The organism is Micromonospora chokoriensis (genome assembly GCF_000718555.1).
Taxonomy (GTDB): domain Bacteria; phylum Actinomycetota; class Actinomycetes; order Mycobacteriales; family Micromonosporaceae; genus Micromonospora; species Micromonospora chokoriensis_B.
This window is the reverse complement of the sequence record NZ_JOAN01000003.1, coordinates 335013-352975: the sequence shown is the minus strand read 5'-3', so window position 1 is coordinate 352975 and position 17963 is coordinate 335013. Positions and strand designations below refer to the sequence as shown.

Genomic DNA, 17963 nt, shown 5'->3' with positions numbered 1-17963 from the left:
TGTTCCGGCGGGCACAACGCGACCGGCACTGCGGAGTCCGGCCACCGCTAGGGTAGCCGCCCGGCCCCAGGGCCGCTGTGGCCCCGGCCCGGGCCTCACCCCGAGACCAACCCCGACTGGTACGCGAAGACGACGAGCTGGGCCCGATCCCGGGCTCCCAGCTTGCCCATCGCCCGGCTGACGTGGGTCCGCGCGGTCGCCGGGCTGACCACCAACCGTACGGCGATCTCCTCGTTGTTCAGGCCCTCACCGACCAGGCCGACGACCTGGCGCTCCCGGTCGGTCAGCGCGTCCAGACGGGGGTGCGGACGAAGCACCCGTGACGGCCGGGTGGCGAACTCCCGCACCACCCGACGGGTCACCGACGGCGACAGCAGCGCCTCCCCCTCGGCGACCAGCCGGATCGCGCGCAGCAGCTCGGCCGGTCGGGTGTCCTTGGTGAGGAACCCGCTCGCACCGTGCCGCAGCGCGTCGAAGACGTACTCGTCCAGCTCGAAGGTGGTGAGCACCACCACCCGCGTACCGGTCAGGTCGGGGTCCGCGACGATTCGGCGGGTCGCCTCGATGCCGTCGATGCCGGGCATCCGGATGTCCATCAGCACCACGTCCGGCCGAACCCGGCGCGCCAACTCGACCGCCCGCAGCCCGTCGGACGCCTCACCGGCCAACGCCAGGTCATCCTCGCTCTCCACGAGCGCGCGTAGTCCGAGCCGGACCAGGTCCTGGTCGTCGGCGATCAGCACCCGGATCACGTCGCCCGCTTTACCGGCAGTGCGGCGTACACCCGGAATCCGCCGCCGGGACGCGGCCCGGTGGTCAATCGCCCGCCCAGCGCCGCGACCCGCTCCCGCATCCCGGCCAGACCGTGCCCGCCCTGGTCGTCGGCCAACGCTGCCCCGGCACCCGTCCCCCGGTCGGTGACCTCGACGGTCACCTCGTCGGCGCGGTAATCCACGGTCACCTCCGCGCTCGCCACCCCGGCGTGACGCAACACGTTCGTCAACGCCTCCTGCACCACCCGGTACGCGGCCAGGTCCACCGCGGCCGGCAACTCCCGGTGGGCACCGACCACCCGAACCTCGACGGCGAGCCCGGCCCCGGCGAGCCGGTCGCGCAGCGCGGGGAGCCGGGCCAGGCCGGGCACCGGCTCGCGCTCGGCACCTCGCCGCACCGCGCCCAGGGTGACCCGCAGCTCGTCCAGCGCCTCGCGGCTGGTCCGACTGATCGCGGTCAGCGCCACCTCCGCCTGCTCTGGTCGCTTCGGCAGCAGGTGCAGGGCGATCTCCGCCTGCATGCTGATCGCGGCGAGCCCGTGCCCCACCACGTCATGCACCTCCTGCGCGACGCGTAACCGCTCCTCGTCGGCCTGCCGCCGGGCCTCCTCGGCGCGGCTGCGGGCCTGCTCGACACGGTCACGGGCGGCAGCTTCCCGGTTGACCCGCACCACCATCCCCACCGCGAACGGTACGACCACCCAGGCCGAAGCGGGCAGCACTCCCGTCCATCCAGGGGCCGGGCCGCGGGCGAAGAAGACGTGCGCCAACAACAGGACGAACGCCCCGGCGGCGGCGCGGGCCGCCGGGGCCACCGGCAGCCGCACGGCGACGGTGTACACCGCGATCAGGAACGTGAGCAGGATCGGCCCGTAGGGGTATCCGAGCACCAGGTACGTCGAGGTGGCCACGGTGACCACGGCGAGGGTGACGATCGGAGCGCGCCGCCGGACCAGCAGGGCGAGCGCGGCGAGGACGATCAGCACCCGACTGGCAGCGTCCACCGGCGTCGACCCCGGTTGGTTGTCCCCGGCCAGACCGGTGGCGAGCAGCCCGAACCCGAGCAGCACCAGAGCGAGCGTGGCATCTGCCGCCACCCCCGGCCACCGCCACTGCCCGCCTCGTCGCATGGCCGTCATTCTGCCCGCGGCAACGCCCCCCGACCTGCGCCCACAAGCGACACCGCCCCTACGCCCCCCAACGTACCCACCCCACCCCCATCCCCGCGATCTTGCACTTTGTGTCGACGCAATGCGCCTTCTGCCCGATACGCCGGGACAGAAAGTGCAAGATCGACGCGGGAGTGGGGGGGTTAGGGGGTTAGACGGCGGCGAGGACTGCGGCTTCTAGGCGGGCTCGGGTGGCTTCGTCTGGCCAGCCGCCGACCAGGTAGAAGGCGTCCACCACGTCGGCGCCGAGAGTGGAGATGCGGGCCGCGCGAACCAGGGCGCCCGCCTCGTCGAGCGCGCAGGCGACCCGGTAGAGCAGACCGGCGGCGTCGGCGGCGCGCAGTTCCAGCAGAACGGCGTCGGTGGCTGCCTCGCGGTGCCAGACCACCCGGGGCGCCGCGCCGCCGCCACGGCTGGCGAGCGCACGGCCGCGCAGTCGCTGGGTGACCGACACGTCGCCGGCGACCGCCCGACGCAGGTCGGCGCGGAGCGGGACCGGGTCCGGCGGGAGGCCGTAGCGGGGCTGCACCCGGCACTCGACCAGGGCCCGGCCGTCGACGGCGGAAGCGTCCGCGGAGATCACCTCAAGCCGGTGCAGCGCCAGGCAGCCGGCCACCGTGGCGAGCAGACCACGCCGGTCGGCCGCCGCGACCGACACCCGGTCACCGGTCAGGTGGACGACCGGCAACGGCCCGGCCAGCAGCGCCGGGTCCGGGGCGGGCGGCTCGGGGAGTACGCCGGTGTCAAGTGCCGTGCGGACCCGGCTGACCAGCTCGGCGACGAGTCGGCCCTTCCAGTCGGACCAGGCCGCCGGCCCGGTCGCCGCCGCGTCGGCGCGGACCAACGCGTGCAGCAGGTCGAGGGTGCCGGTGTCGCCGACCGCCTCGGCCACCGAGGCGATGGTTACCGGGTCGGCCAGGTCTCGGCGGGTCGCCACGTCGGGCAGCAGCAGGTGCAGCCGGACGAGCTTGCCGATCAGCTCGACCTCCGGGGCGGGCAGACCGATCCTGGTGGCCGCGGCCTGGGCGACCGGCACACCGACAGTGCTGTGATCGCCGGGGAGGCCCTTACCGATGTCGTGCAGGAGGGCGCCGAGGAGCAGCAGGTCGGGGCGTTCCACCTCGCGGGCGTGCCGGCTGGCCTCGTGCGCGGTCTGCACGAGGTGCCGATCCAGGGTGAAGCGATGCACTGGGTTGTGCTGGGGCAGGCTGCGCAGTCGGGTCCACTCGGGCAGCCAGCCGTCGACCAGCCCGTACCGATCGCAGGTCTCCCAGGCCGGGATCAGGCCGGGACCGGCGCCGAGCAGGGTGGTCAGCGCGGCCCGGGCCTCGGCCGGCCACGGGGCGGGCAGTGGCGGGCAGTACGCCGCCAGCCACTCGCAGGTGGCCCGCGCGATGGGGAGTCGGGTGGTGGCCGACGCGGCGGCTATCCGCAGCGAGAGGCTCGGGTCGGGGCGCGCGCCGATCGCCGTTCGGGCGAGCACCAGCTCCCCGTCGTGTTCGACCACGTCACGGGCTACCGGGCGACGCGCCGGGCGGTCGTTGCCGCCCCGGGAGCGGCCGGACCGCAGCCGGTCGGCGGCCCGGAAGGCGTCGTCGAGGGCGTGGCTGACCGTGCGGGCGTCGCCGGCGACCCGGCGCAGCAGGGCGTCGCCGTCTTCCAGGTCGAGCAGGGTGGCCACCCCGTCGCGCTCCTGGGCGACCAGCCGGTCGACCCGTCGGCCAACCTGCTGGTGCAGGGCGTCGCGAGTGTCCAACAGACGCAGATGGGCGGCGCGTACGGCCGGGCGCAGCGCGTCGGTGACACCGGCGGCGGAGATCGCCCGCAGCAACCCCACGTCGCGCAGACCGCCGGCGGCCTCCTTGAGGTCGCCCTCCAGCAGGAACGCCAGCTCGCCGTGGGCCTGCCAGCGGGCTTCGGTGACCTCCCGCAGGCCGGGCAGGTGCCGGACGGCGGTGCGCCGCCAGTGGTCGGCAGCGGTACGGATCAGCGCGTCGGCCAGCGCCTGGTCGCCCACGACCAGCCGGGCGTCGAGCAGCCCGAGGGCGACCTTGACGTCGTCCTGGGCCACCGAGAGCGCCTCGGCGACGGTGCGTACGGAGTGGTCCAGCCGCAGGCTCGCGTCCCAGATCGGGTACCAGACCGAGGCGGCCAACTCGTCCGTGCCGGGCACGCCCGCGTGCAGCAGAACGAGGTCGAGGTCGCCGTAGGGAGCGCACTGCCGCCGACCCAACCCCCCGACAGCTAGCAGCGCCACGCCCTCCCGCGCTGGCAGCAGCCCGCGCAGAAAGCTGTCATAGGCCGCAGCCCGCGCCTGCCGGGCCGCCTCCCCGATCCCCCCGGGAACGCCGACGACCTCGTTGATCAAGAGGTTCGCGTTGCCATCGTCGGCATTTCCTGACGCGTTCTTCTTGATCAACGAGGTCATGTCAGGCGCGGTCAGAGTGCGTCGAGGCCGCGTTCGCCGGTACGTACCCGGACGACCTCTTCGACACCGGTGACCCAGACCTTGCCGTCACCGATCTTGCCCGTGCGGGCCGCTCCGACGATCGCGTCCACGACCTTGTCGACGTCGATCTCGTCGGTGAGCACCTCGACCCGGATCTTGGGCAGGAACTCGACCGTGTACTCGGCACCCCGGTAGACCTCGGTGTGCCCCTTCTGCCGTCCGTACCCCTGAACCTCGCTGACGGTCAGCCCGGCCACCCCGAGGGCGTGCAGGGCCTCCTTCACCGCGTCCAGTTGGTACGGCTTGATGACTGCGGTCACCAGCTTCATGTCCAACCCCTCCATCCCAGGAACGTTAACCGGCGACCTTTTCGCTTACCGGCTCGGCGGGCTCCGCCTCCGGCTTCGTAACGCCGCCACCGGGGGTGCCGATGCCGGCCATCGCGAACGCGCCGCCCGTGCCGCCACCGGCCGGGGACAGGTCGTAGCTGCTCTCGGCGTGCTCGGCGATGTCGATGCCCTCGACCTCCGCCTCACCCTTGACGCGGAAGCCGATCGTCTTCTCGATGACGAAGGCGAGCACCCAGGCGATGCCGAACGACCAGGCGGTGACGATCAGGCCGGCGAGGGCCTGCCGCCCGAGCTGGGTCGCGCCGCCGCCGTAGAAGAGGCCGTCGGAGGCGCCCACCACGTCGGTGATCGCGGCGTTGACCGAGTTGGTGGCGAAGAGGCCGAGCCAGAGCGAGCCGATCCACCCACCGACGAAGTGCACGCCGACCACGTCGAGCGAGTCGTCGTAGCCGAGCTTGTACTTGAGGCTGACGGCGAGCGCGCAGACGGCACCGGCGACGACACCGAGCAGGACGGACGCCCACGGTGCGATGAACCCACAGGCCGGGGTGATGGCGACCAGGCCGGCGACCGCGCCGGACGAGGCACCGACCATCGTCGGCTTACGGGTCTTGACCCACTCGACCGCGATCCAGCCGAGCACCGCCGCCGCCGTGGCGAGCTGGGTGTTGATGAAGGCGAGGCCGGCGACCGAGTCGACGGTCAGCTCCGAGCCGGCGTTGAACCCGAACCAGCCGAACCACAGCAGACCCGCGCCGAGCGCGACCAACGGGATGTTGTGCGGCTTCATGCCCTCACGCGGCCAACCGAGCCGCTTGCCGAGCACCAGGGCCACGGCCAGGGCCGCCGCACCGGCGTTGATGTGCACGGCGGTGCCGCCGGCGAAGTCCAGTGCGTGGATGTCAGCGCCGATGATGCCGCCGCCCCACACCCAGTGGGCGACCGGGAAGTAGACCAGGGTGGCCCAGCCGAAGGCGAACAGCAGCCAGCCGGCGAACTTGGCCCGGTCGGCGATGGCACCGCTGATCAGCGCGACGGTGATCACCGCGAAGACCATCTGGAAGGCCATGAACACGTAGAGCGGGACCCCGATGCCGCTGGGGTTCTCCGCCGTGGCACCCCACAGGTCGGTCTCGGCGAGGAACGTCTTGGTGCCGAGGTACGCGCCCGGGTCACCCCAGAAGCCGTTCACGTCGGCCCCGAAGGCGACGCTGAATCCGTAGAACCACCACAGAATAGAGATGAGCCCGATAGCGGAGAAGCTCATCATCATCATGTTGAGTACGCCCTTGGCCCGGTTGAGGCCGCCGTAGAACAGCGCCAGTCCGGGGGTCATGAGCAGCACAAGCGCGGTCGACACCAGCAGCCAAGTGGTATTGGCGCCGTCGATCGTCGGTGCTTCAGGCACGCTGGCCTCCTAAAGGGTGAAGTCCTCCTTCGCGGCTTTCCGGGGCAGCGTCGCCCGTTGGCCGGTTGCGCGGAAGCTTCGCGGCCGGCTGTTTCACCCAGGGTCCCGCGCGGGTTTCCGTTCCGTGACGGGTTGTTTCGTACGTGTCACGAACTCTGCACAGTGAGCGGTATGGACAGGGGTAGATCGCCCAGATGGCGATCGTCGATGGCTGACCGGCCAGAGGCATCGACCGGTCCGCTCGACGGGACCGGCCGAGAATCGACCGTCGGCGCTCAGCGGAGCGCGTCCTCCAGGGTGTGCCGCTCGTAGTCGAGCAGCCGCAGATCGCGCATCGGTCGGCGCAGGTGGCCCTTGTGCACGATCCGGACGAACGCCGGCTCACCGGCGGCAGCCATCCGGCGAATCCCCTCGACGTGGTCCACGATCCGTTTGCGGATGGTCCGGATCAGCCGGTGCCGGTCCCGAGGGATCAGCCCGTACGCGTCGGCGAAGAGCCGAAGTCGACGCGGCCGGTCCGGATGCTTCCAGCCCAGCGTGATCGAGTCCCGGTCCGCGAAGATCGGCACCCAGGTCCAGGCCGCGTACGCCACGTCGTAGATCCGCGCTCCGGGCGAGGCGAGGTCGAAGTCGATCAGCCCGAGGGTGCCGTCCGGACGCCAGATCACGTTGTGCGGCGCGGCATCGTGATGGCAGATGACCTCGGTGTCCGGCGGCGGGGGCCCGAACGAGCGCCAGACCGCCGTTGGCGGCGGGGTGAAGCCGTACTGCGCGTCGTGGAACATCCGCAGCATGGTGGCGACGGTGACCAGGGCCTCGTCGGTCACCCAGTGCGGGGCGAGCGGATATTCTCCGCACTCCCCCTCCAGGTACGACAGCACCTCACGGTTGCGCTCGTCCATCCCGAGCGCCCGGGGTGCGCCGGTGAAGCCCACGTACTCCAGGTGGCGCAGCAGCGCGTGCACGGACGGTGTCCAAGGCCCGGCGTTGCGCCGGACCGTGTCACCCACGCGGACAACGGTGCTCACGTTGCCGCCGTGCAGCGGGATCTCCTGCGAAGTCACGTACGGTCTCCCGAGGCGCTGCGAGGGATGGCCGGGGTCACGCCAGCCCGCGTACGCGCGATCGTCAGTGGTCACCCGAGACTACGCGTCCCGGCCGGTGGCCTCGGTCCCCAGCAACGCGTCGACGAACTGCGCCGGGTCGAACGGAGCCAGGTCGTCCTTGCCTTCACCGAGGCCGACCAGCTTCACGGGGATGCCGAGCTTGCGCTGCACGGCGATCACGATGCCGCCCTTGGCGGTGCCGTCGAGCTTGGTCAGCACCACGCCGGTCACGTTGACCACCTCGGTGAAGACCCGGGCCTGCTCCAGGCCGTTCTGCCCGGTGGTGGCGTCCAGGATGAGCAGTGTCTCGTCGATCGGGCCCTGCTTCTCCACCACGCGCTTGACCTTGCCCAGCTCGTCCATCAGGCCGATCTTGTTCTGCAGGCGGCCGGCGGTGTCGATGAGCACGGTGTCCACGCCGGTGTCGATGCCGCGCTTGACGGCGTCGAAGGCGACGCTGGCCGGGTCGGCGGCCTCGGGCCCCCGGACGGTCTCCGCACCGACGCGCGAGCCCCAGGTCTCCAGTTGGTCGGCGGCGGCGGCCCGGAAGGTGTCTGCCGCGCCGAGCAGCACGCTGCGGCCGTCGGCTACCAGCACCCGGGCGATCTTGCCGCAGGTGGTGGTCTTGCCAGCGCCGTTGACGCCGACGACCAGGACCACCGCCGGCACGCCGTCCTTGGGTGCGGTCCGCAACGAGCGGTCCAGGCTCGGGTCGAGCGCGTTGACCAGCTCGGCGGCGAGCAGCGCCCGCAGCTCGGAGGCGGAACGGGTGCCGAGGACCCGGGTGCGCTCGCGCAGCCGGTCGACGATGTCGCGGGTGGCGTCGACGCCGACGTCGGCGGTGATCAGGCTGTCCTCGATCTCCTCCCACACGTCCTCGTCGAGGTGGTCGCGGGCGAGCAGGCCGAGCAGTCCCTTGCCGAAGACGTTCTGCGAGCGGGACAGCCGCGACCGGAGCCGGACCAGCCGCCCGGCGGTCGGCTCGGGCACCTCCACGGCCGGCGCCTCGATCACCGGCGGCGGCTCGACCAGGACGCCGGTGGACAGATCGGACTCCGGTGCCTCAACCGGCGGGCCGGCGAGATCCTCCTCAGCCCTGGTGTCGACCTCGGTGCGCGGCAGCGGGGGCTCGGGCCGCCGCCGCAGTCGCGGCACGACGAGCCCGACTGTGCCGGCGATCAACACACCGAGCAGGACCAGAGCGAGGACGAGATATTCGGCCATGCCGGAATCCTGTCAGATGCAGGCGGCGGCGTCCCAGCCACCGCACCCCGAGCGGCGCCCGGAGTCTCAGCCACCGCGCCTTAAGCGGTGCCCGGAGTCTCAGCCACCGCACCCCGGGCGGTGCCCGGAACCGGCGGTAGGCTCGGCCGCATGCCCGCCGCACACCTCCTCATCGGCCCACTCCTGCGCCGAGTCGTGGACACCCGGGCCACCATCTGGGTGGAGACGGCGGCGCCCGCGGTGGTCACCGTCCGCACCGCCAGCGGCGCCACCGGCACCGCGCCCACCTTCTCGGCGTACGACCACCACTACGCCCTCGTGGTGGTGCAGGGGCTCACTCCGGACAGCGAGACCACCTACGAGGTGCTCGTCGACGACGAGATCGTCTGGCCGGTGCCGAGCACGGGGTTCCCGCCGAGCGTGATCCGCACCCGGGCCGCCGACGACCGGGACCAACCGGTCAACCTGATCTTCGGCTCGTGCCGGGAGACCACCCAGCACGCCACCACCCGCAAACTGCCCCCGGACGCGCTTGACGCGTACGCCCGGCGGTTGATGGCCGATCCCGAGTCGAACCCGGCGCCCGACCTGCTGGTGCTGCTCGGTGACCAGGTCTACGCCGACGTCACCTCGCCCACGGTGCGCCGGCTGCTGCGCCGGCGGCGGCGGCGACCGAAGGGCGCCCCGGCCGACCAGGTGGTGAGCTTCGACGAGTACACCAAGCTCTACCTGGAGTCCTGGCGGGATCCGGAGATCCGCTGGCTGCTCTCCACCGTGCCGAGCGTGATGATCTTCGACGACCACGAGATCATCGACGACTGGAACACCTCGGCGGCGTGGCGCTCCGAGGTGCGCGAGCAGCAGTGGTGGCAGGAGCGGATCGGCAGCGGGCTCGCCTCCTACTGGGTCTACCAGCACCTGGGCAACCTCTCCCCCGACGAGATCGCCGCCGACCCGGTCTTCGCGAAGGTCGCCGCCGCCGAGGACGCCACAAGCGTGCTGCGTGAGTTCGGCCACCGGGTCGACCAGGAGTCCGACCTGGCGCACGACACCGAGCGCTGGCGTGCGGTGCAATATCAGTGGAGCTACGCACTGGATCTGGGCCGGACCCGGCTGGTCATGCTGGACAACCGGTGCAGCCGGGTCCTTGAGTCGGGTCAGCGGGCGATGTTGCCGCCCGGCGAGTGGTCCTGGTTCCTCGACCAGGCGCACGGGGTCTACGACCACCTGGTGGTAGGCGCCTCGCTGCCCTGGCTGCTGCCGCAGGGCATCCACCACATCGAGGCGTGGAACGAGAAGCTGGCGGACTCGCGCCGGCCGTGGGTGGCGCGCGGGGCGGAGAAGCTGCGCCGCGCTCTGGACCTGGAGCACTGGGCGGCATTCCGGCGCTCCTTCGAGGCGCTCGCGGAGACCTTCGCCCGCATCGGCACCGGCACCCCGCGGCAGTCCGGCGCGCGGGTCGGGGCCGGTCCGGCGTACGCCCCACCGGCGTCGATAAGTGTGCTCTCCGGTGACGTGCACCACTCGTACGTGGCTCGGGCCCGGTTCGCCGACCCGGCGGTGGTCACTCCGGTGCACCAGCTCACCTGCTCGCCGATCCACAACCAGGTGCCGGCCGGCATCCGTCCGCTGATGCGGTTGGGCTGGTCGGCCGGTCCGGCCGGGGCCACCCGGGCGCTGGCCCGTTCGGCGGGCGTACGGCGGCCGGGGGTGCGCTGGCGCAAGCTGGCCGGCCCCTACTTCGGTAACGCGGTCGCCACCCTGACCCATCGGGGTCGCGGGGCGGACGTGGTGATCGAGGGCACCACGAAGGACGGGCACCTACGCCCTGTGATGCGGCGTCGACTCTCCGGCGGCGATGGGCCGGCCGCGCCGTAGTCTCTACGTCGTGGACGAGCACCTGCCGGAGCCGATCCGGGCGGTCGAGCACGAGTTGACCGCTCTGCTGCGCCGTGGGCGGGCGGTTTCCTGGGAGATCGCCCGGGAGGTGCACCCGAATCTGGAGCCGAACACCTACGGGTTGCTGCTCTGGTTGCGGCGTAGTGGGTCGATCCGGTTGACCGAGTTGGCGGGGCGGCTTGGCGTGGGTAAGGGGACGCTGAGCCGCCAGATCAACGCCTTGGAGGTCCTCGGCCTGGTCCACCGTGACCCCGATCCGAGTGATCGGCGGGCCGCGCAGATCAGCCTCACCGAGGAGGGGCAGCGCCGGTTCGACGTGGCCCGCGCGGCCCGGCTGGGCGAGTTCCTGCGCGCCCTGGACGCCTGGCCGGATCGGGACGTCGAGGAGTTCGCCCGGCTGCTCGGCCGGTTCAACGACTCCTGGCAGTAGCGCCCTCTTGGACGGGGAATAGGGCGCCGGTCCGACAAGTTGTTGCTTCAGGCAACTAAGGCATACGGTTGCCCCAGGCAACTCTCAGGCGGCAGGTACGCGCCAGTGCGCCGCCGTTCCACTCGACTCCGCTCGGAGGCAACACACGATGAGCCAGGCGACAGTGCCCAGCCCGGCGACCGCCGTCACCATGACCCACCGGCAGATCCTGGAAGCACTCTCCGGGCTGCTGTTGGGCCTCTTCGTCGCGATCCTCTCGTCCACGGTCATCTCGAACGCGCTACCGCGGATCATCACCGAACTGCACGGCGGCCAGTCCGCGTACACCTGGGTGGTGACCTCGGCCCTGCTCGCGACCACCGCGACCACCCCCATCTGGGGCAAGCTGGCCGACCTGACCAGCAAGAAGACCCTGGTGCAGCTCGCCCTGGGGATCTACGTGCTGGGCTCGGTGCTGGCCGGCCTCGCCCAGGGCACCGGTGAGCTGATCGCCTGCCGGGTCGTCCAGGGCATCGGCGCCGGCGGCCTCACCGCCCTGGCCCAGGTGATCATGGCTACGATGATCGCGCCACGCGAACGAGGCCGCTACAGCGGTTACCTCGGCGCCGTGATGGCCGTCGGCACCATCGGCGGCCCACTGATCGGCGGCGTGATCGTGGACACCTCCTGGCTCGGCTGGCGCTGGTGCTTCTACGTCGGCGTGCCGTTCGCCATCCTCGCGCTGATCGTGCTCCAGAAGACCCTGCACCTGCCGGTGGTCAAGCGAAAGGCCGAGATCGACTGGTGGGGCGCCACCCTGATCACCGCGGCCGTCTCGGTCCTGCTGATCTGGGTCTCGCTCGCCGGCGACCAGTTCGCCTGGGCCTCCTGGCAGACCGCCGTCATGGTCGTCGGCGCCGTGGTCCTCGGCGCGCTGGCGATCCGGGTCGAGACCCGGGCCGCCGAGCCGATGATCCCGCCTCGCCTGTTCCGCAACCGCACCATCACCCTCGCCGTCGTCGCCAGCATCGCGGTCGGTGTGGGCATGTTCGGCGCGTCGATCTTCCTGGGCCAGTACTTCCAGATCAGCCGTGGTCAGACCCCGACGATGTCCGGTCTGATGACCCTGCCGATGATCCTCGGTCTGCTGGTCGCCTCGACCGTCGGTGGGCGGATCATCACCAAGACCGGTCGCTGGAAGCGGTTCCTGGTGCTCGGCTCGGTACTGCTCACCATCGGCTTCGCGTTGATGGGCACACTGCGCGCGGACACCAGCTTCACCCTGCTCAGCGTCTACATGGTGCTGATCGGCGTCGGCCTGGGCCTGACCATGCAGAACCTGGTCCTCGCCGTGCAGAACACCGTCGGCCCGCACGAGCTCGGCGCGGCCAGCTCGGTGGTCGCGTTCTTCCGCAGCCTCGGCGGCGCGATCGGTGTCTCGGCCCTCGGCGCGGTGCTCGCCCACAAGGTGAAGGACTACACCGCCGACGGGCTGGCCCAGCTCGGCATCCCCGCCTCCAGCTCGGGCAGCGGCGGCACCCTGCCCGACGTGCACACCCTGCCCGCCCCGCTGCGGTTGGTGGTGGAGAGCGCGTACGGCCACGGCGCCGGCGACATCTTCCTGGCCGCCGCCCCGTTCGCGCTGATCGCGCTGATCGCGGTGATCTTCATCAAGGAGGTGCCGCTGCGCAGCCACAACGGCAGCCCGGTTTCCGACGAGGTCGAGCGGGAATCGACAGTCGCCGCCGGCGCGGGCGCAGCCGTGATCCGTACCGGCGAGCAGAGGTGAGGTAGGAACCATGGGCGTGGGAGCACCGGACCGCGAGGAGTACGGCCCCCGAACCCGACCGCTGCCCTTCGAGCGCGGCACGGACGGGCCCCGAGTGATCATGGTGGGCGTCGACGGCACCCGCACCTCCGAGCGGGCCGGCTCCTACGCCGCGGGCCTGGCCCGTCGGCAGAGCGCCGCACTGGTGGTGGTCTTCGTCAGCTCGCCGAGCGGGTTGACCGCCCTGGTGCCCGGCATGGATGCCGGCGCGGTCCAACGCACCCACGACGAGTTGGCCGACGAGCTGCGCCGGGAGTGCCGGCGCGGGGCCGAGCAGTGGGGCATCCCGGTGACCCTGCTGGTTCGGCGCGGCGACGCGTACGGCGAGCTGTGCGCGGTGGCCGACGAGTTCCAGGCCGACATGGTGGTGGTGGGCGCATCCGAGCAGGCCGGCCACCGGCTGGTCGGCTCGGTCGCCACCCGGCTGGTCCGCGCCGGCCGCTGGCCCGTCGTCGTGGTGCCCTGATAACCCGTCGCGGCGTGTCCGGGGTGCCGGGCAGGATGCGCGGCATGACCTGGATCGCACCGGAGATCACCCGGACCCCCGAACCGTACGTCGGCGACGAGCGCACCATGCTCGACGGCTGGCTCGACTACCACCGACAGACGCTGTTGCTCAAGTGCGCCGGCCTGACCGAGGAGCAGTTGCGCACGCCGAGCGTGGAGCCGTCCGGGCTGACCCTGCTCGGGCTGGTCCGGCACCTGGCCGAGGTCGAGGCCTGGTGGTTCCGGGAGAACTTCGCCGGCCAGCCGGTCGACTACCCGTACTTCACCCCCCAGACGCCGGACGCCGACCACGACGTCAGCACCGCCGACGCCGAGGCCGACTTCGCCACCTACCACCGGGAGGTGGCGCTGGCCCGCGAGGCCGCCGCCGGCCACTCCCTCGACGAGACGTTCACCGAGGTCGGCGGAAAGAAGCGCACCTTCAACCTGCGCTGGGTGTACGTGCACATGATCGAGGAGTACGCCCGGCACAACGGTCACGCCGACCTCATCCGGGAACGCATCGACGGCGTCACCGGCGAGTGACAGGCGCTCAGTAGTCCAGCGCCGCCCGCAGGTAACGCAGGTCGCCGTGACCGCCCCAGCGGTGCGCCGACAGCCCGCCGGACCGAGCACCCCGCACGGCCCAGTCCTCGTCGTCGACGAAGAGAACCCGGGCCGGCGGGGTGGCCAGGGCCACGCAGGCGGCCTGGAAGTATTCCGGAGCGGGCTTGTGCACCCCGAGCGTCGACGAGTTGACCACCACGTCCACCTCGCCGACCAGGCCGAGCGCGGCCAGGTCGGCGTCGAGCAGGTCGGTGGCGTTGGTGGCCAGGCCGACCCTGATCCCGGCGGCGCGCACCTCACGGACGAAGTCGAGCACCTCGGTGTCCACCTCGCCCCGGTAGCGCTGCCACTGCTCCACCGCCGCGCGGGCCCGGTCCGGGCCACCGGCCGGCTCGGCGAGCGCGTCCGCCACGCTGCTCACCCACTCGGCGTGGCTGACCTGGCCGGTGAGCACCGGCTGCAGCCGGCCCCACTGCATGGCGATCTCAAGCAGAACCCCGTCGGCGAGGCCGTACTCCTGCTCCACCCCGGCGGCGACCGCCGGGTCGAACCGGCGCAGCACGCCGTCCAGATCCAGCAGGAGCGCCGTCGCGCGTTCCCGAGCCACTACTCGTTCTCCTCGCCGCGGCCGTGCCGCTGGTCGTCCTCGTCGGCCCGGTTGAGCCGTTGGCTGATCACCTGGGTGACCCCGCTGCGCATGGTCACGCCGTAGAGCGCGTCCGCGATCTCCATCGTCCGCTTCTGGTGCGTGATGACGATCAGCTGACTCTTCTCCCGCAACTGTGCCATCAACGTGATCAACCGGCCCAGGTTGACGTCGTCCAAGGCCGCCTCGACCTCGTCCATGATGTAGAACGGGCTGGGCCGGGCACGGAAGATCGCCACCAGCATGGCCACCGCGGTCAGCGACCGCTCGCCACCGGAGAGCAGCGACAGCCGCTTGATCTTCTTGCCCGGCGGGCGGGCCTCCACCTCGACGCCGGTGGTGAGCAGATCCTCGGGGTCGGTGAGGATCAGCCGGCCCTCACCGCCGGGGAAGAGCACTGTGAACACCTGCTCGAACTCCCGCGCGGTGTCCTCGAAGGCGCTGGCGAAGACCTCCAGGATCCGCTCGTCCACGTCCTTGACCACGGTGAGCAGGTCCCGACGGGTGGCCTTGAGGTCCTCCAGCTGCTCGGAGAGGAACTTGTAACGCTCCTCCAGCGCGGCGAACTCCTCCAGCGCGAGCGGGTTGACCTTGCCGAGTAGGGCGAGTTCGCGTTCCGCCTTCGCGGCCCGCTTCTCCTGCACCGGCCGCTCGTAGCGCACCGGCTCGGGCACCGGCAGAGCGTCCCGTTCGGCAGCCGCGACGTCGACAGGGGTCGGCGGAACGGGCTGAGCCGGGCCGTACTCGGCGACAAGCGTCTCCACGTCCAGCCCGAAGTCCTCGGCGGCCTTCGCCTCCAACTGCTCGATGCGCAGCCGTTGCTCCGCGCGGGCCACCTCGTCGCGGTGCACCTGGCTGGTCAGCCGCTCCAGCTCCGCGCCGAGCCGCTTGGCTGCCCCGCGTACCTCCTGCAGCTCCGCCTCACGCGCGGCGCGGGCCAGAGCGACGGCGTCGCGGTGCTCCGCGGCCGTCGCGATCGAGGTGGTCAGCCGGGTCAGCGCCTCCCGGGCGCCACCGGCGACGGACCGGGCGATGCCCGCGCCTCGGGCACGGGCGGCCCGCCGGGCGGCTGCCCGCTCCCGGGCGGCCCGCTCCGCGGTGGCCTGCCGGGCCAGCGAGTCGGCCCGGCCGGCGATCGAGGAGACCCGCTCCTCGGCGGTACGCACGGCGAGCCGGACCTCCATCTCGTTCTGCCGGGCCTGCGGCACCATGGCCGCGAGTTGATCCCGTTCCTCGGTGGAGGGCTCGGCGTCGACCGGGGTCTCCTCGGCCAGCCGCAGTCGCTCCTCCAGCTCGGCGAGCGCGGTCAGGTCCCGCTGCCGGGCGGCCTCGGCGCGGGAGCGGGACTCGCCGAGCCGGTCGGTCTCCGCCTTCGCCGACCGGGCCGCCGCGCCCAGCTCGGCGAGGCGGCGAGCGGCGGCGTTGCGGTGGCTCTCCGCCTCGCGCTTCTCGGCGGCGGCGTGCTGCACGGCTTCCTTGGCGACTGCCACCTCGGCGCGCGCCTCGACCAACTGCTCGCGCAGCTCCGCGCCAGCGCGCTCGGCGGTGAGCCGGTTGGCGCGGGCCTCCTCGACGGCGGCCTGCACCTCGATGTAGCTGGGGGCCTTGGCCGACCCGCCCGCCGCCGCGTACGCCCCGACCACGTCACCGTCCGGGGTGACCGCCCGCAGCTCGGGGTTGCTGGCGACCAGCTCCGCAGCGGCGGCGAGATCGTCGACGAGCGCCACGTCCCGCAGGGCCCGGTGCACCGCCGGACGCAGCTCGGCGCTGCACTCGACCAGGTCGGGGGCCCACCGGGCGTCGTCGGGCAGCTTCGGGCGCAGCGCCTCGGCGGAGCCGGTCATGCCAGGCCCTGCCGGGCTGCCGACCAGCAGGCCGGCTCGGCCGGCGTCGGAGATCTTCAGCAACCGCATCGCCTCGACGGCCTCGTCCACCCCGCTGACGGCGACCGCGTCGGCGAGCCCGTCGAGCGCGGCGGCCAGCGCGGCCTCGTGGCCCGGCGCGACGGTGAGCAACCCGGCGAGGCTGCCGAGCAGGCCCGGCACGTCCCCGGCGCGGGCGAGCAGCGCACCGGCGCCGTCCTTGCGCCGCAGCCCCAGGGCAAGCGCGTCCTCCCGGGCCTTCCAGGTGGCGGCGTCCTTCTCCGCGGCCCGCTCGGCATCGACCAGCGATCGGACGCTGACCTGTGCCCGCTCCTGCACGGCGACCGCCTCGGCGTGCCGAGTGTCCAGGTCCGCGTTGTCCCGGTCGGCCTCGGTGGACTGGGCGGCGACCGCGTCCAGGTCGGCCTGCGCCAGCTCGGCGCGGCCCAGCGCGTCGGTGTGCGCGATCGCGAGGCGTTCGATCTCCTCGCCGGCGCTGGTGGTCCGTGCCCGGGCGGAGTTGACCTGGCCGGTGAGCCGGGCCATCCCCTCCCGCCGGTCGGCGATGGCCTTGGCCGCGGCGACCAACTCCCGCTCGGCGGCGGCGAGCTGCCGCTCCAACTCCTGACGGTGCTCGACGGCCTCGGCCAGCCGGATCTGGTCGTCGGTGAGCGCGCCGCGCAGCTCCTCCTCCTGCTCGCGGACGCGTTCCGCCTCGGCCTCCAGCTGGTCCGGGTCGCGGCCGGGTCGCTCGTCGTCGCCGGTGGCGCTGAGGTGCCGCAGCCGTTCGGAGGCCAACTGCTCGATCGAGCGGAAACGTTCCTGGAGGGCGGAGAGCTTGTACCAGGTGTCCTGGGCGGCGGCGAGCAGCGGAGCGTCCTCGGCCAGCGCGGCCTCCAACTCGCCGAGCCGGCCCTGCACCTCGGCGTGCTCGCCCTCGATCTGCTCGCGCCGCTCGCGCAGCGCGGTCTCGTCGGCGATCTCCCGGTCCAGGGTGCTTCGCAGGGTGGCCAGGTCGTCGGCGAGCAGGCGCAACCGGGCGTCACGCAGGTTGGCCTGGATGGCGGCGGCGCGGCGGGCCACCTCCGCCTGCCGGCCCAGTGGCTTGAGCTGACGGCGCAGCTCGGCGGTGAGGTCGGTCAACCGATTGAGGTTGAGCTGCATCGCGTCGAGCTTGCGCAGCGCCTTTTCCTTGCGCTTGCGGTGCTTGAGGACGCCGGCCGCCTCCTCGATGAACGCCCGACGGTCCTCCGGCTTGGCGTGCAGCATGCCGTCGAGTCGGCCCTGCCCCACGATGATGTGCATCTCCCGGCCGATGCCGGAGTCGGAGAGCAGCTCCTGGATGTCGAGCAACCGGCAGGAGTTGCCGTTGATCTCGTACTCGCTCTCGCCGGAGCGGAACATCCGGCGGGTGATGGAGACCTCGGTGTACTCGATCGGCAGCGCGCCGTCGGTGTTGTCGATGGTGAGGGTGACCTCGGCGCGACCCAGCGGTGCCCGGCCGGCGGTGCCGGCGAAGATGACGTCCTCCATCTTGCCGCCACGAAGGGCCTTGGCGCCCTGCTCGCCGAGCACCCAGGCGATGGCGTCGACGACGTTGGACTTGCCCGAGCCGTTCGGACCCACCACACAGGTGATCCCAGGCTCCAGCTTCAACGTCGTGGCGGAGGCGAAGGATTTGAACCCTCTCACCGTCAGGCTCTTGAGATACACCTACTCGATCCTCGTCCGGTGGCCGCCGTACCGTCGCCGGCTGCGGGGACCTGGGTGAACTCGCAGACTAACCC

General features: G+C 72.2%; 14 protein-coding genes. 5 read left to right on the top strand and 9 right to left on the bottom strand.

The features are described from left to right. Positions 1–95 precede the first annotated feature (95 nt). From IF46_RS0107100 to ftsY, 7 genes are all read right to left on the bottom strand, one after another. A complete protein-coding gene (locus IF46_RS0107100; protein ID WP_030487476.1) occupies positions 96–752 on the bottom strand; it encodes a response regulator transcription factor in 657 nt (218 codons plus the stop codon). After that, positions 749–1903: a sensor histidine kinase gene (locus IF46_RS0107095; protein WP_232233957.1), complete on the bottom strand. Its 1155-nt coding sequence runs from the start codon at positions 1901–1903 to the stop codon at positions 749–751. The genes IF46_RS0107100 and IF46_RS0107095 overlap by 4 nt, the downstream gene beginning before the upstream one ends. Positions 1904–2093: 190 nt before the next feature. Further along, positions 2094–4370 carry a [protein-PII] uridylyltransferase gene (locus tag IF46_RS0107090; protein WP_030487474.1) on the bottom strand — a complete coding sequence of 759 codons (2277 nt, stop codon included), beginning with the start codon at positions 4368–4370 and terminating at the stop codon, positions 2094–2096. Between the two features lie 11 nt (positions 4371–4381). Continuing rightward, a complete protein-coding gene (locus IF46_RS0107085; RefSeq protein WP_172862163.1) occupies positions 4382–4720 on the bottom strand; it encodes a P-II family nitrogen regulator in 339 nt (112 codons plus the stop codon). Between the two features lie 25 nt (positions 4721–4745). Further along, entirely contained in the window at positions 4746–6149 is a 1404-nt protein-coding gene (locus tag IF46_RS0107080) for an ammonium transporter (protein WP_030487473.1), read from the bottom strand. Between the two features lie 275 nt (positions 6150–6424). Further along, the gene (locus IF46_RS0107075; RefSeq protein WP_198041377.1) at positions 6425–7288 is read right to left on the bottom strand and encodes an aminoglycoside phosphotransferase family protein; all 864 of its coding nucleotides are present in this window, start codon (positions 7286–7288) and stop codon (positions 6425–6427) included. Positions 7289–7294: 6 nt separating this feature from the next. Continuing rightward, positions 7295–8479, bottom strand: coding sequence for a signal recognition particle-docking protein FtsY (gene ftsY / locus IF46_RS0107070; RefSeq protein ID WP_030487471.1), 1185 nt, complete (start codon positions 8477–8479; stop codon positions 7295–7297). A 150-nt stretch (positions 8480–8629) separates the two neighbouring features. Between ftsY and IF46_RS0107065 the strand changes: the two genes are divergently transcribed. The 5 genes from IF46_RS0107065 to IF46_RS0107045 all read left to right on the top strand — a co-directional run bounded on the left by IF46_RS0107065 (position 8630) and on the right by IF46_RS0107045 (position 13647). Continuing rightward, positions 8630–10357, top strand: coding sequence for an alkaline phosphatase D family protein (locus IF46_RS0107065; protein WP_030487470.1), 1728 nt, complete (start codon positions 8630–8632; stop codon positions 10355–10357). A 10-nt stretch (positions 10358–10367) separates the two neighbouring features. Further along, a complete protein-coding gene (locus IF46_RS0107060) occupies positions 10368–10808 on the top strand; it encodes a MarR family winged helix-turn-helix transcriptional regulator (RefSeq protein ID WP_030487469.1) in 441 nt (146 codons plus the stop codon). 148 nt (positions 10809–10956) lie between these two features. Next, positions 10957–12576: an MDR family MFS transporter gene (locus tag IF46_RS0107055; RefSeq protein WP_030487468.1), complete on the top strand. Its 1620-nt coding sequence runs from the start codon at positions 10957–10959 to the stop codon at positions 12574–12576. A 10-nt stretch (positions 12577–12586) separates the two neighbouring features. Beyond that, on the top strand, positions 12587–13081 hold the full coding sequence (locus IF46_RS0107050) for a universal stress protein (RefSeq protein WP_030487467.1): 495 nt from the start codon (positions 12587–12589) through the stop codon (positions 13079–13081). A gap of 44 nt (positions 13082–13125) precedes the next feature. Continuing rightward, on the top strand, positions 13126–13647 hold the full coding sequence (locus tag IF46_RS0107045) for a DinB family protein (protein WP_030487466.1): 522 nt from the start codon (positions 13126–13128) through the stop codon (positions 13645–13647). Positions 13648–13654: 7 nt separating this feature from the next. Here IF46_RS0107045 and IF46_RS0107040 read toward each other — a convergent pair whose 3' ends face one another. After that, entirely contained in the window at positions 13655–14275 is a 621-nt protein-coding gene (locus IF46_RS0107040; protein WP_030487465.1) for an HAD family hydrolase, read from the bottom strand. Next, a complete protein-coding gene (smc, locus tag IF46_RS0107035) occupies positions 14275–17889 on the bottom strand; it encodes a chromosome segregation protein SMC (protein WP_030487464.1) in 3615 nt (1204 codons plus the stop codon). The genes IF46_RS0107040 and smc overlap by 1 nt, the downstream gene beginning before the upstream one ends. Positions 17890–17963: the final 74 nt, after the last annotated feature.

Bases quoted from the DNA above. Each gene is read 5' to 3' on its own strand.
- IF46_RS0107065 (WP_030487470.1), top strand. From the start codon at position 8,630: ATGCCCGCCGCACACCTCCTCATCGGCCCACTCCTGCGCCGAGTCGTG.
- IF46_RS0107050 (WP_030487467.1), top strand. From the start codon at position 12,587: ATGGGCGTGGGAGCACCGGACCGCGAGGAGTACGGCCCCCGAACCCGA.
- IF46_RS0107095 (WP_232233957.1), bottom strand. From the start codon at position 1,903: ATGCGACGAGGCGGGCAGTGGCGGTGGCCGGGGGTGGCGGCAGATGCC.
- IF46_RS0107090 (WP_030487474.1), bottom strand. From the start codon at position 4,370: ATGACCTCGTTGATCAAGAAGAACGCGTCAGGAAATGCCGACGATGGC.
- ftsY (WP_030487471.1), bottom strand. From the start codon at position 8,479: ATGGCCGAATATCTCGTCCTCGCTCTGGTCCTGCTCGGTGTGTTGATC.
- IF46_RS0107085 (WP_172862163.1), bottom strand. From the start codon at position 4,720: ATGAAGCTGGTGACCGCAGTCATCAAGCCGTACCAACTGGACGCGGTG.
- IF46_RS0107055 (WP_030487468.1), top strand. From the start codon at position 10,957: ATGAGCCAGGCGACAGTGCCCAGCCCGGCGACCGCCGTCACCATGACC.
- IF46_RS0107045 (WP_030487466.1), top strand. From the start codon at position 13,126: ATGACCTGGATCGCACCGGAGATCACCCGGACCCCCGAACCGTACGTC.